The following is an 18,254-nucleotide window of genomic DNA, read 5'->3' on the forward strand; positions in this document are numbered from 1 at the left end:
GCCCAGCGGCTCGGGCTGTTCCGTGTGCTCAGCTTCCGGGCGTGAGGGTCAGCTCGTCCTCGGTGGCGGCGTCCACCGCGGAGCGGGTGAAGGCCCACGGCGCGGTACGGCCCGTGCGCCACAATGCCGTCTGGTCGTCGTAGTGCTCGTCGGCGGCGTGCCCCGAGACACCGGTGAGGTTCACCCACGTGGAGGCGTCCAGGTTGCTCAGGTCGACGACCATGCGCATCGAGGGGACCCAGTTGACCTCGTACCCCTCCCGGGCGTCCCAGCCGGTTGCGTCGACCGCCGCGGTGCCGCCGGGGACCTCGAACGGCCCGCTGTTGAGCAGCCACTGCACGGGTGCCGGCCCGCCGGTGCCGAGCGTCTGGTTGCGCAGGGTCAGCTGGTGCAGGTCACCCCAGCGCCACTGCGCCGGGTCGGTGCCGAGCTTTCCGGACAGCGTCGCGGCCGCGTCGTTCATGGCAGCGATCAAGACATCGTCACGGGTACGCAACCCGCGTGGATCGGTCGTGTTCTGCCACCACATCGAATCGGGCTGCGCCAGCATCTTGCGCACGATCTCGTACCAGAGGCCGCCGCCGTCGGGGCCCTTGCCGTAGGGCGTACCGGCGAAGCGGGCCTCGAACGTGAGCTCGAGCATCCGGTCCCAGACCGCGTTGAAGTACGCGGCCGCCGCCGAGTCCACCGGCTGGTCGAAGTTCCAGTCGCGCAGCAGTGCCTGTGCCTTGCGGGCCCCCTCGCCCGGGGTCACGGCGAGCAGCCGCGGCACGAGGTCCTCGGCGTTGCCGTTGTGGGTGTCCAGCTGGATGCGCCGCATCGCCGCGGCGTCGAGCTTCCCGGCGTCCTCGATCAGTTTCGTGATCCGGGCGGCGCGGTAGCCGTCCCCCCACACCGACGTGATGTGGTGCGGGTATTCCGGCCCGACGACGGCGTTGTTGGCGCTGACGATGTAGCCCGACGGCGGGTCGAGCTGGGTGGGCATGTCGTCGAAGGGCAGGTAACCGGTCCAGTCGTACTCACCGGTCCAGCCCGGCACCGGGGCGGTGCCGTCGCCCTTCGCGCGGACCGGGATCAGGCCCGGCGCCTGGTATCCGATGTGGCCCGCGGTGTCGGCGTAGACCAGGTTCTGCGACGGCACGGAGAACTTCGCCGCGGCGGCCCTGAACGACGTCCAGTCGGTGGCGGTGTCGAGGGCGAAGACGGCGTCGAGGGTGGGGTGCGGGTCCAGCGCCGTCCACTGCAACGCCACCGCGTAGCCGCCGGGGGCCGGGGCGATACCGGGTTCACGGCCGGCGTCACCGGCCTGTTTCACCCGGTCGTAGACGTCGGAGATGATCGGGCCGTGCCGGGTGGCGCGGACGGTGATGGTCCGCGGCTCACCGCCGGCGATCTTGATGACCTCGGTACGGGTGGTCAGCGGAACCTGCGCGCCGCGGTACTCGTACGTGCCGCCGGTGATCTTCTCGAGGAACAGGTCGGTGTCGGCGGGCCCCAGGTTGGTGAAGCCCCACGTGACGTTCGCGTTGTGGCCGATGACGATGCCCGGCAGACCGGCGAACCCGAAACCGGCGACGTCGTACGGGCACCCGGCCGTCACCTTCTCGCAGTGCAGCCCCGACTGGTACCAGACGCCGGGCTGCGACGCCGCGAGGTGCGGATCGTTGGCCAGCAGCGGCTTACCGGTCGTCGTCCGCGACCCGGCGACGGCCCACGCGTTGGAGCCGATACTGCGGCCCCGCTCCCCCAGCACCCCGTCGATCGCCGTGGCACCCTGCGCGGAGCTGCCCACGGCGCCCAGCTGCTCGTCGGTGAAGGCCTGCCCGCTGCCCCCGCCGGCGCCCCCGGTCGACGCGCCCGCCGCGATCGTGGTCGGCCAGCGCTGGTAGTCGTAGTCCGGGAACAGCTCGTCGACCTGCTCCTGGGTCAGCGTCGCGGACATCAGCGAGCGGCGGATCTGGTCGGACATGCTGCCGTTGAGGTCCCACGCCATCGCCTTGAGCCACGAGAGCGAGTCGGCCGGCGTCCAGGGCTCCGGGGCGGGGACCTCGGTGGTCAGGCCCAGCAGGCCGTACTCGGCGCTGAGGCTCCATCCGCTGTGGTCCTTCAGGTAGGCGTTGACGCCGGCGGCGTACGCGTCGAGGTGTGCCCTCGACTGCGGCGACAGCATCGTGACCTCTTGCTCGGCCACCCGTCGCCAGCCCATGGTCCGGATCATCGCGTCCGTCTCGACCTGGCCCTCGCCGAACAGCTCGGCCAGCCGCCCGGCGGTGATGTGCCGGCGGATGTCCATCTCCCAGAACCGGTCCTGGGCGGCCACGTAGCCCTGGGCGAGGAACAGGTCGTGCGGGGTTCCCGCGTAGATCTGCGGGACGCCGAGCCCGTCCCGGACCACCCGGACCGGCCCGCTCAGTCCGGGCACGGCCAGGGTGCCCGTGTACTGCGGCAACGAGCGGCGCACCAGCCAGGTGGCGGTCAGGCCGGCCCCGGCCACCACGACGACGAGGGTCGCGACGGTGAACCAGGCGGCGAGGCGCCAGCGGCGCAGGATGCGGTGACGCCGGGACGGCACCACGGCCGGGGCGTCGGGTGATGTGCCCTGGACGGGCTTGGCGATCACGTCGGTCATACCCCCACCGTTCTCGCGCGCGAGCGGCACGGACAGCCGGGAACATCCCTGACATGTGCCGCGGGGGCTTCCCGGGGGACGGTGGCGAGGATGGCTGAACCGTCTTTCTAGGGAGCTACGACATGACTGGAATCATCGCGCTGTGGGCGGCGCCGCGGTCCCGATCCACCGCGTTCTTCCGCTCGATGGTGGAGCACGGTGACGTGGTCGCGCTGCACGAGCCGCTGTGCAACCTGGTCGACTTCGGGGAGACGACGGTGCTGGACCGCGTCGTGCGGACCCCGGCCGAGCTGATCGAGGTTCTCACGGGGATCGCGCGGACCCGTACGGTGTTCTTCAAGGACACCACCGACCAGCGTTACCCGGAGATCCTCGCGGACACGGCGTTCCTGCGCGAAGCCCAGCACACGTTCCTGATCCGCACGCCCGCGGAGGTGGCCTCGTCGTTCTACGCGTTGAAGCCCGACATGCGGGTCTCCGACATCGGCATCGAGAACCAGCACGAGATTCTCGAGGCGGTCCGCGTGGCCGGGGGTGCTCCGGCGGTCGTGATCGACTCGGCCGACCTGGTCACCGCACCGGAGGCCACGATGGCGAACTACTGCGCCGAGGTCGGGCTCCCGTTCCGCCCGGAGGCGCTGAGCTGGCAGGCCGGTGCCCGCCCCGAGTGGGAGCGCAGCGACCGGTGGCACCAGGACGTGGCCGCCAGCACCGGGTTCAGCGCCCGGACCTCGCAGTACGCCAGCACGGTGGAGAACGACCCGCGGCTCGCCGCGTTCAGCGCTCACCACGAGCCGTTCTACCAGCTGCTGCGGGCCCAGCGCCTCGTCACCGCCTGAGCGATGCCGGAAGGGCCGTTCCCCGGTGGGGAGCGGCCCTCGTCGTTCCACAGCGACGTCATCGAGGGTCAGGACGGTGGGTGCGGCCCGGGCGGCAGCCGCCCGATCTGGCGGTCCGCGTCCTCGCAGACCGCGATGAGCAGGGTGCGAAACTGCCCGGAGAGGCGTTCGGCGGTGGCCGCGTCGAACAGCTCGGCGTCGTACTGGAGCAGCCCGCCCAGCACGCCGCCGACCTCGGCGACGGTGAGCTGCAGGTCGAACCGGGTCGCGCCGTCCGGCAACGGGACCGGCAGCAGGTCGAGCCCGCCGATGTCCAGCCGCGACTCCCGGTGCCCGAGGAGGAAGCCGGCGAGGGCGTCGCCCGGCGGCCCGGTGGGGCGCTGCAGCGTGAACAGTGCCTGGACCAGCGGGGGGCGGCCCGGGTCACGGGGTACGCGCAGCTCGTCCACCAGCCGGGGCAGCGGGAGCAGAGCCTGGTCGAGGGCACGCGGTACGCGTACCGCGGCGCGCCGGACGAGGTCGGCGAAGCTCTCCCCCGGGTCGATCCGCGCACGCAGCACGGCGGTGGTCGTGAACGGCCCGATCGTGCCGGCGGTCTCGGCGTGGGTGCGGCCGTGCACCGGCGACCCGACCAGCAGGTCCCGCTGACCGGTGGTGCGCGAGAGCAGCACCTGGAACGCGCAGAGCAGGACCACGTAGAGCGTCGTGCCCAGGGCGTGGGCGAGCGCGCCGAGACGCGCCGAGGTCGTGGCGTCGAGGTGGAAACGGCTCACCCCGCCGGTGAAGCGCTGCCCGGGACCGCGTGGCCGGTCGGTGCGCAGTTCGAGCACGGTGGGCGCGCCCTCGAGCTCGGTACGCCAGAAGTCCTCGGCACCGGCGACGGTGGCTGCGTCCAGCTGGTTGTCGATCCAAGGCTGCACAACGGCGAAGCCCGGGACCGCGACGGGGTGGCAGGTGGGTCCGGCGCCGATCTCGTGGCGGTAGGCGGCGTCGAGCTCGCGGAGCAGGATCTCCAGGGACCACAGGTCGGCGACGAGGTGGTGGACGGCGAGGACGAGGCGGTAGTCGGCGGGCCCTCGGTGGAACAGCTCCAGGCGTACCAAAGGCCCCGGGGCGAGCTCGAAGGGCCGGTGCGCTGTGGCACGCAACCGGGCCGCCAGCTCCTCATCGGTCCACGTCGTCGCGTCGTGCCCGGCGTAGGCGGGGGCGAGAACGGCGTGGACCCGCTGCACCGGTTCGCCGTCGATGGCGGGGAACGTGGTGCGCAGAGCGGCATGGCGGTGCGCGACCCGGGTCAGCGCGCGATGCAGGGCCTCGGCGTTCAGGTCACCGGTGACCTCGGCGGCGGTGCTGAGGTGAAAGGCGGAGCTGTCCGGGGCCAGCTGAGCGAGGAGCCACGTGGCGCGCTGCCCCGCGGTCGGTGGGAAGTCGCCGACGCTCTCACCGGAATCGGTCATCGGCACGGTCCGGGGCCGCCCGGCGATCTCCGCGGCGAGCGCCGCGATCCCCCGTCCGGAGTTCCGGCCCTCCCCGAGGTCGACGTGCAACCGGCTCTGGACGTGGTGCCGCAGGCGCAGCAGGTCGAGTGAGTCGAGGCCGAGCTCGCTGAACGGCCGGTCGAGCGGGACGGACCCGGGGTCGCCACCGGTGCGTTCGGCGACGCAGACGCTCAGGAACTCCGCGATGCTGTCGGTCCGGTCGCGGCCGGCGCCGATCCGGTGCTCAGGGGGCTTGTCCGAGTGCCTCACCGCGGCCCCGGCGAGCACCTCACGCCATCTCATCACGCGCCTCATCCCCATCGGAGTCCGTCGAGTACCCATCGTGCGGCCCCGGTGGCTCCGGGTGTGATCGGGAGAATCCCGGACTCCTGCGCGGCCGGTTCCGATGGGACGGTGCCCGTACCCGGACCGTTCGGCCGACCCGCGGGAGGCACGATGACCAGCACCATCACCAGGACGGCACCGCCGCACGACCCGCCACCACCGCGATCGCCGTGGCGCGGCAACCATGACTTCCGGGCGTTGTGGACCGGCGATGCCGTCTCGCAGGTCGGGTCGCAGATCACCGGCGTGGTCCTGCCGCTGCTCGTGCTCACCACGATGAACGGCAGCGGCACCGACATCGGATTGCTGCAGGCCTGCTACACCGCGCCGTTCGTGCTGCTGCCGCTGCTCGCCGGGGTGTGGCTGGAGCGGCGGGCCCGGCTGCCCGTGCTGGTGTCGACCGACCTGATCCGGCTGGTGCTGGTGCTGGCCGTGCCGCTGCTGGCCCTGACCGGGGCGCTCGACCTGTGGCACGTCTTCCTGGTCGCGGCGCTCGGCGGGGCGGCGACGGTGCTGCACGACATCGCCGCGTCGGCGTACCTGCCGCGGGTCGTCGCCGCGGACCAGCTGCCCGCGGCGAACAGCATGCTCGCCACCAACCAGGCGGTCGGTAACACGGCGGGCCCGGGGGTGGCCGGCTGGGCGGCGGGAGCGTTCGGGCCGGCAGGCGCACTGGTGTTCGACGCACTGTCCTATCTGGTCTCGGCGAGCGCACTGCTGCTGGTCCGGCGGCGCGAGGAGCCACCGGCGCCCGAGCCGCGCGCGTCGGTACGGCGGCAGATCACCGACGGGCTGGGCGCGGTGCTGGGCCAGCCGGTGATCCGCCGGGTGGTGATCCATGCGGGCATCTACAACGCGGGGTACGCGCTGCTCGGTGTGGCGTTCCTGATCCACTTCGTCCGCGAGCTGGGCCAGGGCAGCACCCGGTACGGCCTGGTGATGGTGGTCGGCGGGCTGGGTGCGGCGACCGGTGCGTTGCTCACGCCGGCGGTGCTGCGCCGCTTCGGTTTCGGCAGGACATTCACGCTGGTGCTGCCGTTCTCGACGCTGTCCTACCTGCTGCTCCCGGGTGCCGGCGGCGGCACCGCGGGGCTGGTGCGGTGCGCGGTGGCGTTCTTCCTGGGCTCCGCGGGAGCGGCCGGCGGGAGCGTCATCGCCATGACCCTGCGCCAGCGGCTCACCCCCGACCGGCTGCTCGCGCGGATGACCGCCAGCTACCGGCTGATCGCCTTCGGGTCGCTGTCCGTGGGGTCGACGGCCGCGGGTCTGCTCGTCGACCGGTTCGGTGCCCGGGCGGTGCTCTGGTGCGCGCCGCTGGTCCTGGTGGGGTCGGCGGTGCCGGTGCTCACGCGTACGGTGCGCCGCCTTGATCGCCTTTCGCAGTAAGGGGTTTCACCGACTCCATCCCCCACGCGCATTCCCGGACGATCGATGCCGATGGTGCCGGAGCCTCGGCACGAAAGGAGCTGTCAGATGAGCGTGCAAACGCGCGCGGATCGCCCAGCGGACGTCACGTTCGCGGAGAACGCGATTCCTCCCGAGGTCGCCGCCAATCTGGACGTCCTCACCGCCGGCAACGTGTGGCACCTGGTCTCCCGCAATCCCCCGGTGCGCAGCTGCGCGGACGCCGCGAGCCGCCGCAAGCGCCTGGGCGGTGTGGGCATCCCGCTGCGGGACGAGCTCAAATCCGCGCTCGGTCGCGTCGACGCCCCCGGTCCGGCCCGCTACGTCGCGTTCCACATCCGCGGGCATCAGAAGCTGGACGAGGACAAGGTCGCCGCGATCCTGCGGGCACCGTTCCTGCGGATCGACGAGCAGGAGGTCCGGCAGCGCTTCGGGATGGGCTACGGCACGGTGACACCCTTCGCGCTCGCCCGGCACCCCGAGGTCACCCAGTTCTTCGACGCCGGTGTGATCGAGCGCAGCTTCCCGCCGTACACGATGATGACGAATCTCGGGCACCTCGAGTGGGCCGTCGAGTTCGTCCCCGAGCAGTTCCTCGCGGTGCAGGCGAACACGCGGGTCGAGGACGTAGCCGCCGGCACGCGGGTCACCCCGGCTCGCGGTCAGGCGATCGGCATCCTGACCGGCAACTCACCCGAGGCGGGGATGCTGCTCTGGGAGAAGCTCAATCGCGGGATCCGGGAGAGCCGGCAGATCAAGTTCCGCGGCGACGTCAGCTTCCCCCGGGTGCTGGTCGAGTCCGTGCCCGACATGGGGCTGTCGATGGAGCTGCTCGACCGGGTCGACGAGGTCCGCGCCACGGTGACCAGCGCCATCGAGCGGTTGTGTGCGAACGGCGCCACCGTGGTCAGCGTCGCGTGCAACACGACCCAGTACTTCGAGGCGGAGATCAGGAAGATCTGCGCGCAGCACGGGGTCACGTACGTCTCCACGGCGGAGGAGACCGCCCGCTACCTGCGGCAGGAGGACGTCCGGAGTTTCGACCTCTTCGCGACCGCCTCCGTGGCCGACTTCACGACGTTCCGCGACCTCGCCGCGGAGTTCGAGGTGAACGTGCCGTCACCGCGGCACCTGGACGCCATCCAGCAGCTGGCCTTCTCGGTGAAGATCGAGGGCGTCGCCGGCCCCACCCTCAACAGGATGCGCGACCTGGTCAATCAGGCGGCGCGGACCGACACGGTGGTCCTGGCGCTGACCGAGCTGTCCATCCTGTTCGCCGCGCAGAAGCAACGGCAGAAGTCGTCGAAACGGTTCATCGACACGCTCGACCTGGTGGCCCGCCGGCTCGCGGCCATCTATGAGGACGACCGCAGCGCCCACGGCGTGAACTGAGAGCCAGACCCCGATCCGAGCACCAGGAGGTTGATCCACGTGGGAAGAGCAACACTGACCCCGGAACGCAGGGCGCTGATGCGCCGGCTGCGCGCCGAGAACGACACCGGCTCGCCGCGGGCCGGTGAGATCACCCGGCGTACCGGCGACGGTCCGGTGCCGCTGTCGCCGGGCCAGCGACGGCTCTGGTTCCTCGACCAGTTCAAGCCGGGCGACCCCGTCTACATCATCGCGGCCGGTGCGTGGCTGCGCGGCCCGCTGGACCACGAGCGGCTAGCGGACGCGCTGGGCCGGGTGGTCGAACGGCACGAGGCGCTGCGTACGGTGCTGCGCTCCGACGGGGACGGCGACGGCATCGGCATCGTCCAGCCGTGGGCGCCGGTGCCGATGCCCGTCATCGACGTGGACGGCGAGCAGGCCGCGCTGGCCCGCGCCGAGCAGATCGCCGCCGAGCCCATCGACGTGGCCAACGGGCCGATGCTGCGCGTCGCCTGCCTGCGCGCCGCCCCGGAGACCCACCTGCTCGTGCTCGCCGTGCACCACGCCGTCGCCGACGGATGGTCGGTGGAGCTGATCCTGGGCGAGGGCATCCAGCTCTACGCGGGCGCCGACCTGCCCCCGCTGGACGTCCAGTACGGCGACTACGCAGTCTGGCAGCGCGAATGGCTCGAGTCCCCGGCCGCCAAGGCCCAGGAGGACTTCTGGCGTACGCAGCTGACCGGTGCACCCCTGCTCGACCTGCCCACCGACCGGCCGCACCCCGCCCAGGCCGGATTCGCCGGGGCGACCCTCGACTTCGCCGTCCCGGCCGGCACCGCCGCCCGGATCACCCGGCTCGCCGAACGTGAGCACACCACCCCGTTCGCCGTCGGCCTCGCCGCGTTCGGCGCCGTCCTGCACCGGTGGAGCGGCCAGGACGACCTGGTCGTCGGCACCCCCGTGGCCGGTCGCGGCCGGGCCGAGATCGCGGCGCTCGCCGGCTTCTTCGTCAACACCCTCCCGCTGCGCCTCGACCTGACGGGCGACCCCGATCTGGCCACCCTCGTACGCCGCACCCGGGGCACCGTCCTGGACGCGCAGAGCCACGCCGATCTGCCCTTCGACCGGCTCGTCGAGGTGCTCAAGCCGGACCGTGACGCGACCGGACGCTCCCCGCTGCTGCGCCACCTCTTCCAGTTCTACGAGAACCCCCGGCCGAGCGTGGCGATGGGCGACGTCGAGCTGACCCCGGTCCGGCTCGGGCGCACCACCGCGAAGTTCGACCTGACCGTGGATCTCGTGCCCCGCGTGGACGGCGGCATCGACGGGTGCGTGGAGTACAACACCGACGTCTACGACGCTGCCTCGGTCCGGCGGCTCGCCGCGGCGCTGGTCGAGGTGCTGGACCAGGTCGAGTCGGGTACGCCGCTCTCGGAGCTGACCGTGCTCGGCGCGGATGACCGTACCCGCCTGGTCGAGCAGTTCAGCGGTGCCGCGACACCGGCACTGAACCGCGGACCGGCCACCGTGCACGGCCACATCGAGGAGCAGGTGGCCCGGACCCCCGGCGCGGTGGCCGTGAAGTTCGGCGCGGCCGAGCTGACCTACGCCGAGCTCGACGTGCGCGCCAACCGGCTGGCGAACGTGCTGCGCAAGCGTGGTGCGGGACCGGGCCGGGTCGTCGGCGTCGCGTTGCCGCGCAGCGTGGAGCTGATGGTCACGCTGGTGGCCGTGCTCAAGTCCGGTGCGGCCTACCTGCCGCTGGAGACCGAGTACCCGTCGGCACGGATCGCGATGATGCTGGAGGACTCGGGCGCGGACGTGGTCGTCACCGATACCACGTCGGTCTCCGCCGAACTGCTGCAGACCATGCGCGCGGCGGGCCCGGCGATCATCTGCCCGCACCGGGACGCCTTCGTCATCGCAGCCTCGCCGGCAACCGCGCCGGGTGTCGAGCTGACCGGGCGGGACCTCGCGTACATGATCTTCACGTCCGGGTCGACCGGGCGGCCCAAGGGCGCGATGAACGAGCACCGGGCCGTCGTCAACCGGCTGCTCTGGCACCACGAGACCCTCGGCCTCGAGGTCGGCGAACGGGTCCTGCAGAAGACCCCGATCGGCTTCGACGTGTCGGTGTGGGAGCTGTTCTGGCCGCTCATGGTCGGTGGCACGGTCACGCTGGTCAACCCCGGCGTGCACCGGGACCCGGACCGGCTCGTCGAGGCGATCGTCGACTCCGGTGCCACGATCCTGCACTTCGTACCGTCGATGCTGGCTCTGTTCCTGGCCTCCCGCGACGTCGCGAAGTGCACCTCCCTGACCCGCATCGTGTGCAGTGGCGAGGAGTTGCCCGCCGCGCTGGTCCGCGAGACAGAGCGGCTGCTCCCGGGCGTGCCGGTGCACAACCTGTACGGCCCCACCGAGGCAGCCGTGGACGTGTCGTGGTTCCCGAGCACCGAGGGTGTCGGAGCCCGGGTGCCGATCGGCCGCCCGATCGCCGGTGCGCGGCTCTACGTCGTCGACCGCACCGGAACGCTGGCGCCGTACGGGCTCCCGGGCGAACTGCTCATCGGCGGTGTCCCCGTGGCGCGCGGCTACTGGAACCGGCCCGGGCTGACCGCCGACCGGTTCGTGCCCGACCCGTTCGGGTCCGGCGAGCGGCTCTACCGCACCGGTGACCTGGCCCGCTGGCGTGACGACGGCTGCCTGGAATACCTGGGCCGCATCGACAACCAGGTCAAGCTGAACGGCGTCCGGATGGAGCTGGGCGAGATCGAGGCGGTGCTCGCCGGGCATCCCGCGGTGGACTCGGCCGTGGTGGGCGTCCGGACCGGCCCCGCCGGCTCGTCGCTCACCGCGTGGGTGCTCCCCACGTCGGACGCCGGGCAGGCGAACGAGCTGTCCCCGGTGCTGCGCGAGCACCTGCGCGAGCGGCTGCCGGCGCCGATGGTTCCCGGGGTCTTCGTCGCGGTGACCGAGTGGCCGCTGAGCCCCAACGGCAAGCTGGACCGCAAACGCCTGCCCGAGCCGGGCACCTCCGGCGCCGCGCACGAGGCGCCCGCCACCGACCTGGAGATCGCGGTCGCCCGGGTCTGGGGCCAGGTGCTCGAGCGCGAGAACATCGGCGCCACCGACAACTTCTTCGAGCTCGGCGGTCACTCGCTGCTCGCCATCCGGATCCTGACGCGGCTGCGCGCGGAGCACGGCGTCGAGCTCTCCCTCAGCGAGCTCTTCGCCGCGCCGACCCCGCGCGGGGTCGCCACGGCGATCACGAAGGCCGCGCGCCGGGCCCCGGCCCCCGCACTGCGCCGCACCGACCGCAGCCGCTACCGCATCACCCCGACCGACCAGGCAGGAGTGGACCAGAAATGAGCGAGGAGTTGTACCAGCTGCCGGCGTCCTACGGCCAGCAACGGCTGTGGCTGCTCGAGCAGACGGACACGGACAGCACGATCTACAGCATGAACGTCGCGCTGCGGATGCGCGGCCCGATCCGCCCGGAGCTGCTCGCCGAGGCACTGACCCGGGTCGTCGAGCGCCACGAGGTGCTGCGCACCGTGATCCGGCTGCACGGCGCGGAGGTCGTTCAGGTGGTCCGCGCGCCGGAGCCGATGCCGCTGCCGGTGATCGACGTGGACGGTGGCCTGACCGGTGCCCGGGCCCGCGCCGACGAGCTGCGCGCCGCGCCGTTCGACCTGGCCCAGGGCCCGCTGCTGCGATGCTTCCTGCTGCGGCTGGGCCCGGACGATCACATCCTGCTCACCTCGATGCACCACAGCATCAGCGACGGGCTGTCGCTGACCGTGATGCTCAAGGACATCACCACCAGCTATGCCCAGCTGGTCGAGGGTGGCGACGGGGTCCTGCCCGAGCTTCCGCTCCAGTACGCCGACTACGCCCTGTGGCAGCAGGAACAGCTCTCCTCCGGCGCCCTCGAACCCCAGATCGGTTTCTGGACCGAGCGGCTCGCCGGGCTGCCGCCGCTGCGGTTGCCACGCGACCATGCCGCCCCGGACCGTCCGACCTTCGACGCAGTGATCGCGCCGGTCGAGTTGAAGGCGCCGCTGCTGGCCGCGTTGCTCGACGCGACGCCCGGTGGCGGGGGCACCCCGTTCATGGTGGCGCTGGCCGCGTACTCGGCGGTGCTGTCCCGGTGGAGCCGGCAGCAGGACCTGGTGGTGGCGATCCCCATGGCCGGGCGCTCCGAGGAGGATCTGGAGGAGCTGATCGGCTTCTTCGTCAACTCCCTGCCGATCCGCCTCGAGGTACGCCCGGAGATGACCTTCAAGGAACTCCTCGGCCACGTACGCGACCGGTGCATCGCGGCGTACTCGAACCCGGACGTGCCGTTCGAGCTGCTGGTGGAGCGGCTGCGCCCGACGCGGCGGGTCGGCCGCACGCCGCTCGTGCAGGCCTGGATGGCGGTCGTGCCCGCCGAGGTGCGCCTGACCCTCGGCGAGATTCCCGGAGTCGCCCTGGAGCCGGTGCTGCTGGCCCACGCCAAGGCACCGTTCGACCTGGTCGCGGATCTGCTCGAGGACGGCGACGTGGTCCGTGGCAACCTGTTCGGCCGCTCCGACCTGTTCACCGCGGAGACCGTCGAACTGGTGTCCCGCTCGCTGGACGAGGTGGTCTCCGCGGCCGCGGCCGACCCGGACGTCACGATCGCCGGCCTGAGCGTGCTGGTCGCCGACGAACGGCCCGCGTCGCCGTTCGACGAGGACCCGTACGACCTGGAGCCGGTCGCCGCGGTGACGCCGCTGTCCACCGGCACCGTGGCCGAAGGCGCCACCGAGATGCTGCTGCGCACCCTGTGGTGCGAGGTGCTGGGCCGCCCGTCGGTGGGCGTCGACGAGGAGTTCTACGCGCTGGGCGGCACGTCGCTCAGCGCTGTCCGGGTGGTGATGCAGGGCCGCCGGCACGGGCTCGAGCTGCCGCTGGACGTGATGCTCGGCGAGCACACCGTCCGGCAGCTGGCGGCTGCCCTGCCTGCGAAGGCTCTGTCGGCGGCGGAATCAAATCGAGGCGAGGTGTCGTGATGAACTGGCGTGAGGTGCTCTCCACCGCTGCGCAGCAGCAACCCGGCAAGCGGGCGTTCAGCTTCCACACCGAGCGCCCGGGTGAGGCGGTGACGCTGGACTACGCGGCGCTCGACCGCCGGGCCCGGGCGATCGGCACCGAGCTGCTCCGGCAGGGGCTCCGCGGGCGCACCGCCCTGCTGCTGTTCCCGGCCGGGCTGGACTACGTCGCCACGTTCTTCGGCTGCCTCTACGCCGGGGTGATCGCCGTCCCCGCGTATCCGCCCACCCGCCACCCGCGCAGCGTCGAACGGCTGTTCGCGATCCTGCAGGACTGCGGCGCGGAGGTGGCCCTGACCACGGCGGCGCTCAAGGACCGGATGACCGGGCGGCTCGCCGGCGTACCGGCCGCGGACGCCCTGCGGGTGTGCTCCACCGACAACGTGCCGGACTCCTCCGCCGACGACTTCCGGGAGCCGGCACTGCGCGGCGACGACATCGCCTTCCTGCAGTACACCTCGGGCTCCACCGCCACCCCGCGCGGCGTCGTGCTCAGCCACGACAACCTGCTCGCGAACACCGCGATGATCCAGCGGGTGTTCAACCTGCGCCCCGACATGCGCGGCGTGTCCTGGCTGCCCGTCTATCACGACATGGGGCTGATCGGCTCGGTGCTCACGACCGTGCACCGGGGCGGTTCGATGTCGCTGATGGCGCCGGCCACGTTCGCCCAGGACCCGTACCGCTGGCTGGACGTGGTCTCCCGCGAACGGGCCACGGTCACCGGCGGGCCCAACTTCGCGTACGACCTCGCCGTCGAGCGGATCACCGACGAGCAGCTGCGGACGCTGGACCTCAGCTCCTGGGAGGTCGCCTACAACGGCGCCGAGCCGGTGCGGGCCCGCTCCCTGGCCGCGTTCGCCGACCGGTTCGCCGCGACCGGTTTCCGGCCCAGCGCGTTCCTGCCCTGCTACGGCCTCGCCGAGGCGTCCCTGATGGTCACCGCCGGACCGACCGGCGCGGGCATCGTGACCACGCCCGCCCCGGCCGGCAGCGGCGCCACCGGCGAACTGGTCGGCTCCGGCGAGCTGCCCGACGAGCAGACGCTGCGGATCGTCGACCCGGAGACCGCGGAGCTGTCCGAGCCGGGAGAGGTCGGCGAGATCTGGGTCAACGGGCCCAGCGTCGCGCGCGGCTACTGGAAACGGGCCGACGCGGTCTCCGACACGTTCGGCGCCACGCTCGCCGGTGACGACAGCACGCGCTTCCTGCGTACGGGCGACCTCGGTTTCGTCCGTGAAGGGCAGTTGTTCGTCACCGGGCGACGCAAGGACCTGATCGTCGTCCGCGGCCGCAACCACTACCCGCAGGACATCGAGCAGACCGTCGAGACCGTGTCGCCGATGCTCAAGGGCAACGGCGGTGCCGCGTTCTCCGTGGAGCAGGACGACGAGGAACGCCTCGTGATCGTGCACGAACTCGTCCGCGGCCACGAGGACGAGGACCTGGTCGCGCTCGCCGAGCAGATCCGGCAGACCGTCGCGCAGCGTCACGAGGTCCGGCCCGCCGCGGTCGTGCTGATCCGCGCCTCGACGCTGCCGCGCACCTCGAGCGGCAAGGTCGCCCGGCACGCCTGCCGCCGCGACTACCTCGACGGCACCCTCACGGTGGTCGGCGGGCGCGCCGCGGCGAAGACAGTCGCAGCGGACGGGAACGACGTCGCAGGATTGCTGCGGACCGCCGTCGCCAAGCTGCTCGGCGACGAGCCCGCCGACGTCCCGCTCGACCGGCCCCTCGGTGACCTCGGGCTCGACTCGCTGGACCTGCTGCGCCTGCGCCACAGCGTCCAGACCGAGCTGCACGTCGACCTCGACGAGGACGACGCCGACCTCACCATCACCGCGCTGACCGAGTCGATCGGCAAGCGCCCCCGCTCGACGGCCGGGCAGCCGGATGACGAGGCCACCGGGGACCAGCCGCCGTCGGCCGGGCAACGGGCGATGTGGTTCATGGCCGAGCTCGCCCCGCACAGCACCGCGTACCACATCAGCGTCGCCGCGGCCGTAACCGGCGAGCTGGACGCGGGCGCACTGCACCGGGCCCTGGGCCGGGTCGTGGAACGGCACGCCGCGCTGCGCACCACCTTCCCGGCCGTCGCCGGCGAGCCCGTGCAGCGGATCCACCCCACCCTGCCACCGCAGTTCGCGACGCACGACGCCACCGGATGGACCGGGGCCGAGCTCACCGCGCGGATGAACGAGGCCGCGCACCGCCCGTTCGACCTGACCACCGGGCCGCTGATCCGCGCCGAGCTGTTCGCGACCGGCCCCGGCGAGCACCACCTCGTTCTCGTCATGCACCACCTGGTCAGCGACATGTGGTCGATGCAGCTCGTCCTCAGCGAGCTGGACACCGGATACCGCGACGAGCTCACGGGCCGGCCGGCGGCAGCCATGCCGGTCCCGCCCGGCTTCGCGACCCTCGACCGCCGCCTCACCGAAGATCTCGGCGCGGCCGGGACCGAGCGGCTGTGGGACTTCTGGCGCGCCGAACTGGACGGGGCACCGACCGACCTGGAACTGCGTACCGACCGGCCGTCCGGGTCGTATCGGGAGTACCGGGGTGGCGCGCACCGGTTCCACCTCGACGCGGGCACGTCGGAGCGGCTGCGTACGCTCGCCCGCGAGTACGGCACCACGCCGTACGTCGTGCTGCTCAGCGCGTACCAGATCTTCCTGTCCCGGCACTCCGGCAAGCGTGACCTGCTGATCGGCTCCCCCACCCACGGGCGTGGCCGGGCCGAGACGGCCGGCACGGTGGGCCTGTTCGTCAACACCGTCGCGCTGCGCGGCCGGATCGACGCCCGGGAGAGCTTCGCGGCCATGGTCCGGCGCAACGCCGGGCTGGTGTCCCGCGCCCTCGACCACGCCGCCCTGCCCCTCGCCGAGGTGGTCGAGCGGCTGCGGGTCCGGCGTGAACCGGGCCGTCCCCCGCTGGTGCAGGCGCTGTTCTCGTGGCAGCAGCCGCACGGCACCCAGGGCGCGGCCACGGCCGGCTTCCTGCTCGGCCATCGCGACGCCCGCCTCGACCTCGGCGGCCTCACCCTGGCGCCGGTGGTCCTGGAACCGGTCAGCGCCCAGGCCGACATCCAGCTCACCGTCGCGGAGGTGGACGGTGTCCTCGGCGGCATGCTTCAGTACGACGCCGACCTGTTCGACGCCGCGTCGGCCGAACGGTTCGCGGTGCAGCTGCGCACGCTGCTGACGGCCGCCGCCGACGCCCCGGAGACCCCGGTGGGCAGGCTCCCCCTGCTCACCCCGGAGCAGCGGACGGAGTTGCTGCTGCTGGGTAATGACACGGCGACGGAATACGACGTGGACCGGCACGCGCACCTGCGGGTCGCCGACCAGGCCGCCGCGACACCGGACGCACCCGCGGTCGTGTTCGACGACGGCGGGCCGGTGCGGACCATCACGTACGCGCAACTGGACCGATCCGCGAACCGGCTGGCCCACGACCTGATCAACCGCGGGGTACGCCCCGGCGATCTCGTCGGGTTGCGCCTGCCCCGGTCCGTGGAGGCCGTCGTCGCGACGCTCGCCGTCCTCAAGGCGGGCGCGGCGTTCCTGCCGCTGGACCCGGATCTGCCCGCGGCCCGGCTCGACTACATCGTTGCCGACGCGAACGCCGCGCTGGTGCTCACCATCGACGACGTCAGCCTCGACGAAAGCAAGAGCGGGCCCGCCGGCCCGCCGGAGGTGACCGTCAGCCCCGCTCACAGCGTGTACGTGCTCTACACCTCCGGCTCCACCGGGCGGCCCAAGGGCGTACGCATCCCGCACCGCGCCCTCACGAACTTCCTGGTCTCGATGCGGGCGTCGCTGGACCCCGCTCCCGGTGAGCGCTGGCTGGCCGTGAGCACGTTCTCGTTCGACATCTCCGTCCTGGAGATCTTCATGCCGCTGATCACCGGCGGCGTCATGCACGTCGTGTCCCGGGCGATCGCGCAGAGCGGCTCGGAGCTGCGGGAACGGCTGGACACCGGCGCGTACGCGACGATGCAGGCCACCCCGGCGACCTGGCAGCTGCTGCTCGACCACGGCTGGACGAACCCGGCCGGCACGACGGTGATCAGCGGCGGCGAGGCGCTCCCCCCGGCGATGGCCCGACGCCTGCTGGAATACGGCGGGGCACTGTGGAACTGCTACGGCCCGACCGAGACGACCATCTACTCGACCGGCACCCGGGTCACCGAGCTGCCCGAGCGTTACACACCGCTCGGCCCGCCGTTCACCAACACCACGGTGCACGTGCTCGACGAGAACCTCGAGCCGGTCCCGGTCGGGGTCGTCGGCGAGGTGCTCATCGGCGGGGACGGGCTCGCGGACGGCTACCACGGCCGGCCGGCGCTGACCGCTGACCGGTTCGTGCCCGACCCGTACTCCGACCGGCCCGGCGCCCGGCTCTACCACTCCGGTGACCTCGGGCAGCGCAGCGCGGACGGCGACATCGAGCTGCTCGGCCGGATCGACGACCAGGTGAAGGTCAACGGTTTCCGGATCGAGCTCGGCGAGATCGACGCGGAGCTCGGCCGGCATCCCCTGCTGAGCCGCGCGGTCACCACCGTGCACACGATCGCCGGCGCACCCGCGCTGGTCGCTCACGTGCAGGCCCGGCACCGGATGGCCAACGCAGCCTTCGACCGCGGCGCCGCGGAGCAGGAACTGCGCGACTCGTTGCGCAAGATCCTCCCCGCGTACATGGTGCCGGCCCGGTTCGTCTGGGTGACCGACTACCCGCTGAACGCGAACGACAAGGTGGAGCGGGCGGCGCTGCGGGCACCGGAGCTGGGGGCCACAGGCCAGGGCGAGGCTCCGCGTACGCCCACCGAGCACCAGGTCGCCGCGATCCTCAGTGATCTCCTCGGCCTGCCCGAGCTGGGCCGCGACGACAACCTGTTCGACCTGGGCGCGCATTCGCTGATGCTGTCCCGCTTCCAGGCCCGGGTCAGCGAGACGTTCGGGACGCGGATCGCGCTCGGCGCCGTCTTCGAGGGACCGACGGTGGCCGCGCTGGCCACCCTGATCGACGGCTCCACCACCCCGGCGGCGGCCCCGGCTCCCCTCATCACCCGGATCGACCGCAGTCAGTACGCGCGCCGATGACCGCG

At 72.4% G+C, this 18,254-nt stretch carries 8 protein-coding genes; 6 read left to right on the forward strand and 2 right to left on the reverse strand.

Annotation, left to right across the window (positions count from 1 at the left end; translation table 11 throughout):
• Positions 1 to 28: 28 nt before the first annotated feature.
• A complete protein-coding gene (locus tag Aco04nite_RS03920; RefSeq protein ID WP_212995782.1) occupies positions 29 to 2,629 on the reverse strand; it encodes a penicillin acylase family protein in 2,601 nt (866 codons plus the stop codon).
• Between the two features lie 122 nt (positions 2,630 to 2,751).
• Between Aco04nite_RS03920 and Aco04nite_RS03925 the strand changes: the two genes are divergently transcribed.
• Positions 2,752 to 3,468, forward strand: coding sequence for a sulfotransferase-like domain-containing protein (locus Aco04nite_RS03925; protein ID WP_212995783.1), 717 nt, complete (start codon positions 2,752 to 2,754; stop codon positions 3,466 to 3,468).
• A gap of 68 nt (positions 3,469 to 3,536) precedes the next feature.
• Here Aco04nite_RS03925 and Aco04nite_RS03930 read toward each other — a convergent pair whose 3' ends face one another.
• Entirely contained in the window at positions 3,537 to 5,249 is a 1,713-nt protein-coding gene (locus Aco04nite_RS03930) for a condensation domain-containing protein (RefSeq protein WP_212995784.1), read from the reverse strand.
• A 153-nt stretch (positions 5,250 to 5,402) separates the two neighbouring features.
• Here Aco04nite_RS03930 and Aco04nite_RS03935 point away from each other — a divergent pair, with 153 nt between their 5' ends.
• The 5 genes from Aco04nite_RS03935 to Aco04nite_RS03955 all read left to right on the forward strand — a co-directional run bounded on the left by Aco04nite_RS03935 (position 5,403) and on the right by Aco04nite_RS03955 (position 18,249).
• Complete coding sequence (locus tag Aco04nite_RS03935; RefSeq protein WP_212995785.1) at positions 5,403 to 6,677, forward strand: MFS transporter; 1,275 nt, start codon at positions 5,403 to 5,405, stop codon at positions 6,675 to 6,677.
• An 87-nt stretch (positions 6,678 to 6,764) separates the two neighbouring features.
• Positions 6,765 to 8,087 carry an aspartate/glutamate racemase family protein gene (locus Aco04nite_RS03940; protein ID WP_212995786.1) on the forward strand — a complete coding sequence of 441 codons (1,323 nt, stop codon included), beginning with the start codon at positions 6,765 to 6,767 and terminating at the stop codon, positions 8,085 to 8,087.
• Between the two features lie 39 nt (positions 8,088 to 8,126).
• A complete protein-coding gene (locus tag Aco04nite_RS03945) occupies positions 8,127 to 11,438 on the forward strand; it encodes a non-ribosomal peptide synthetase (protein ID WP_212995787.1) in 3,312 nt (1,103 codons plus the stop codon).
• Positions 11,435 to 13,105, forward strand: coding sequence for a condensation domain-containing protein (locus Aco04nite_RS03950; RefSeq protein WP_212995788.1), 1,671 nt, complete (start codon positions 11,435 to 11,437; stop codon positions 13,103 to 13,105). Before Aco04nite_RS03945 ends, Aco04nite_RS03950 begins: the two co-directional genes overlap by 4 nt.
• A complete protein-coding gene (locus Aco04nite_RS03955; RefSeq protein ID WP_212995789.1) occupies positions 13,105 to 18,249 on the forward strand; it encodes a non-ribosomal peptide synthetase in 5,145 nt (1,714 codons plus the stop codon). The genes Aco04nite_RS03950 and Aco04nite_RS03955 overlap by 1 nt, the downstream gene beginning before the upstream one ends.
• The last annotated feature ends 5 nt before the right edge of the window (positions 18,250 to 18,254 follow it).

It is taken from the genome of Winogradskya consettensis (assembly GCF_018332715.1).
GTDB lineage: Bacteria > Actinomycetota > Actinomycetes > Mycobacteriales > Micromonosporaceae > Actinoplanes > Actinoplanes consettensis.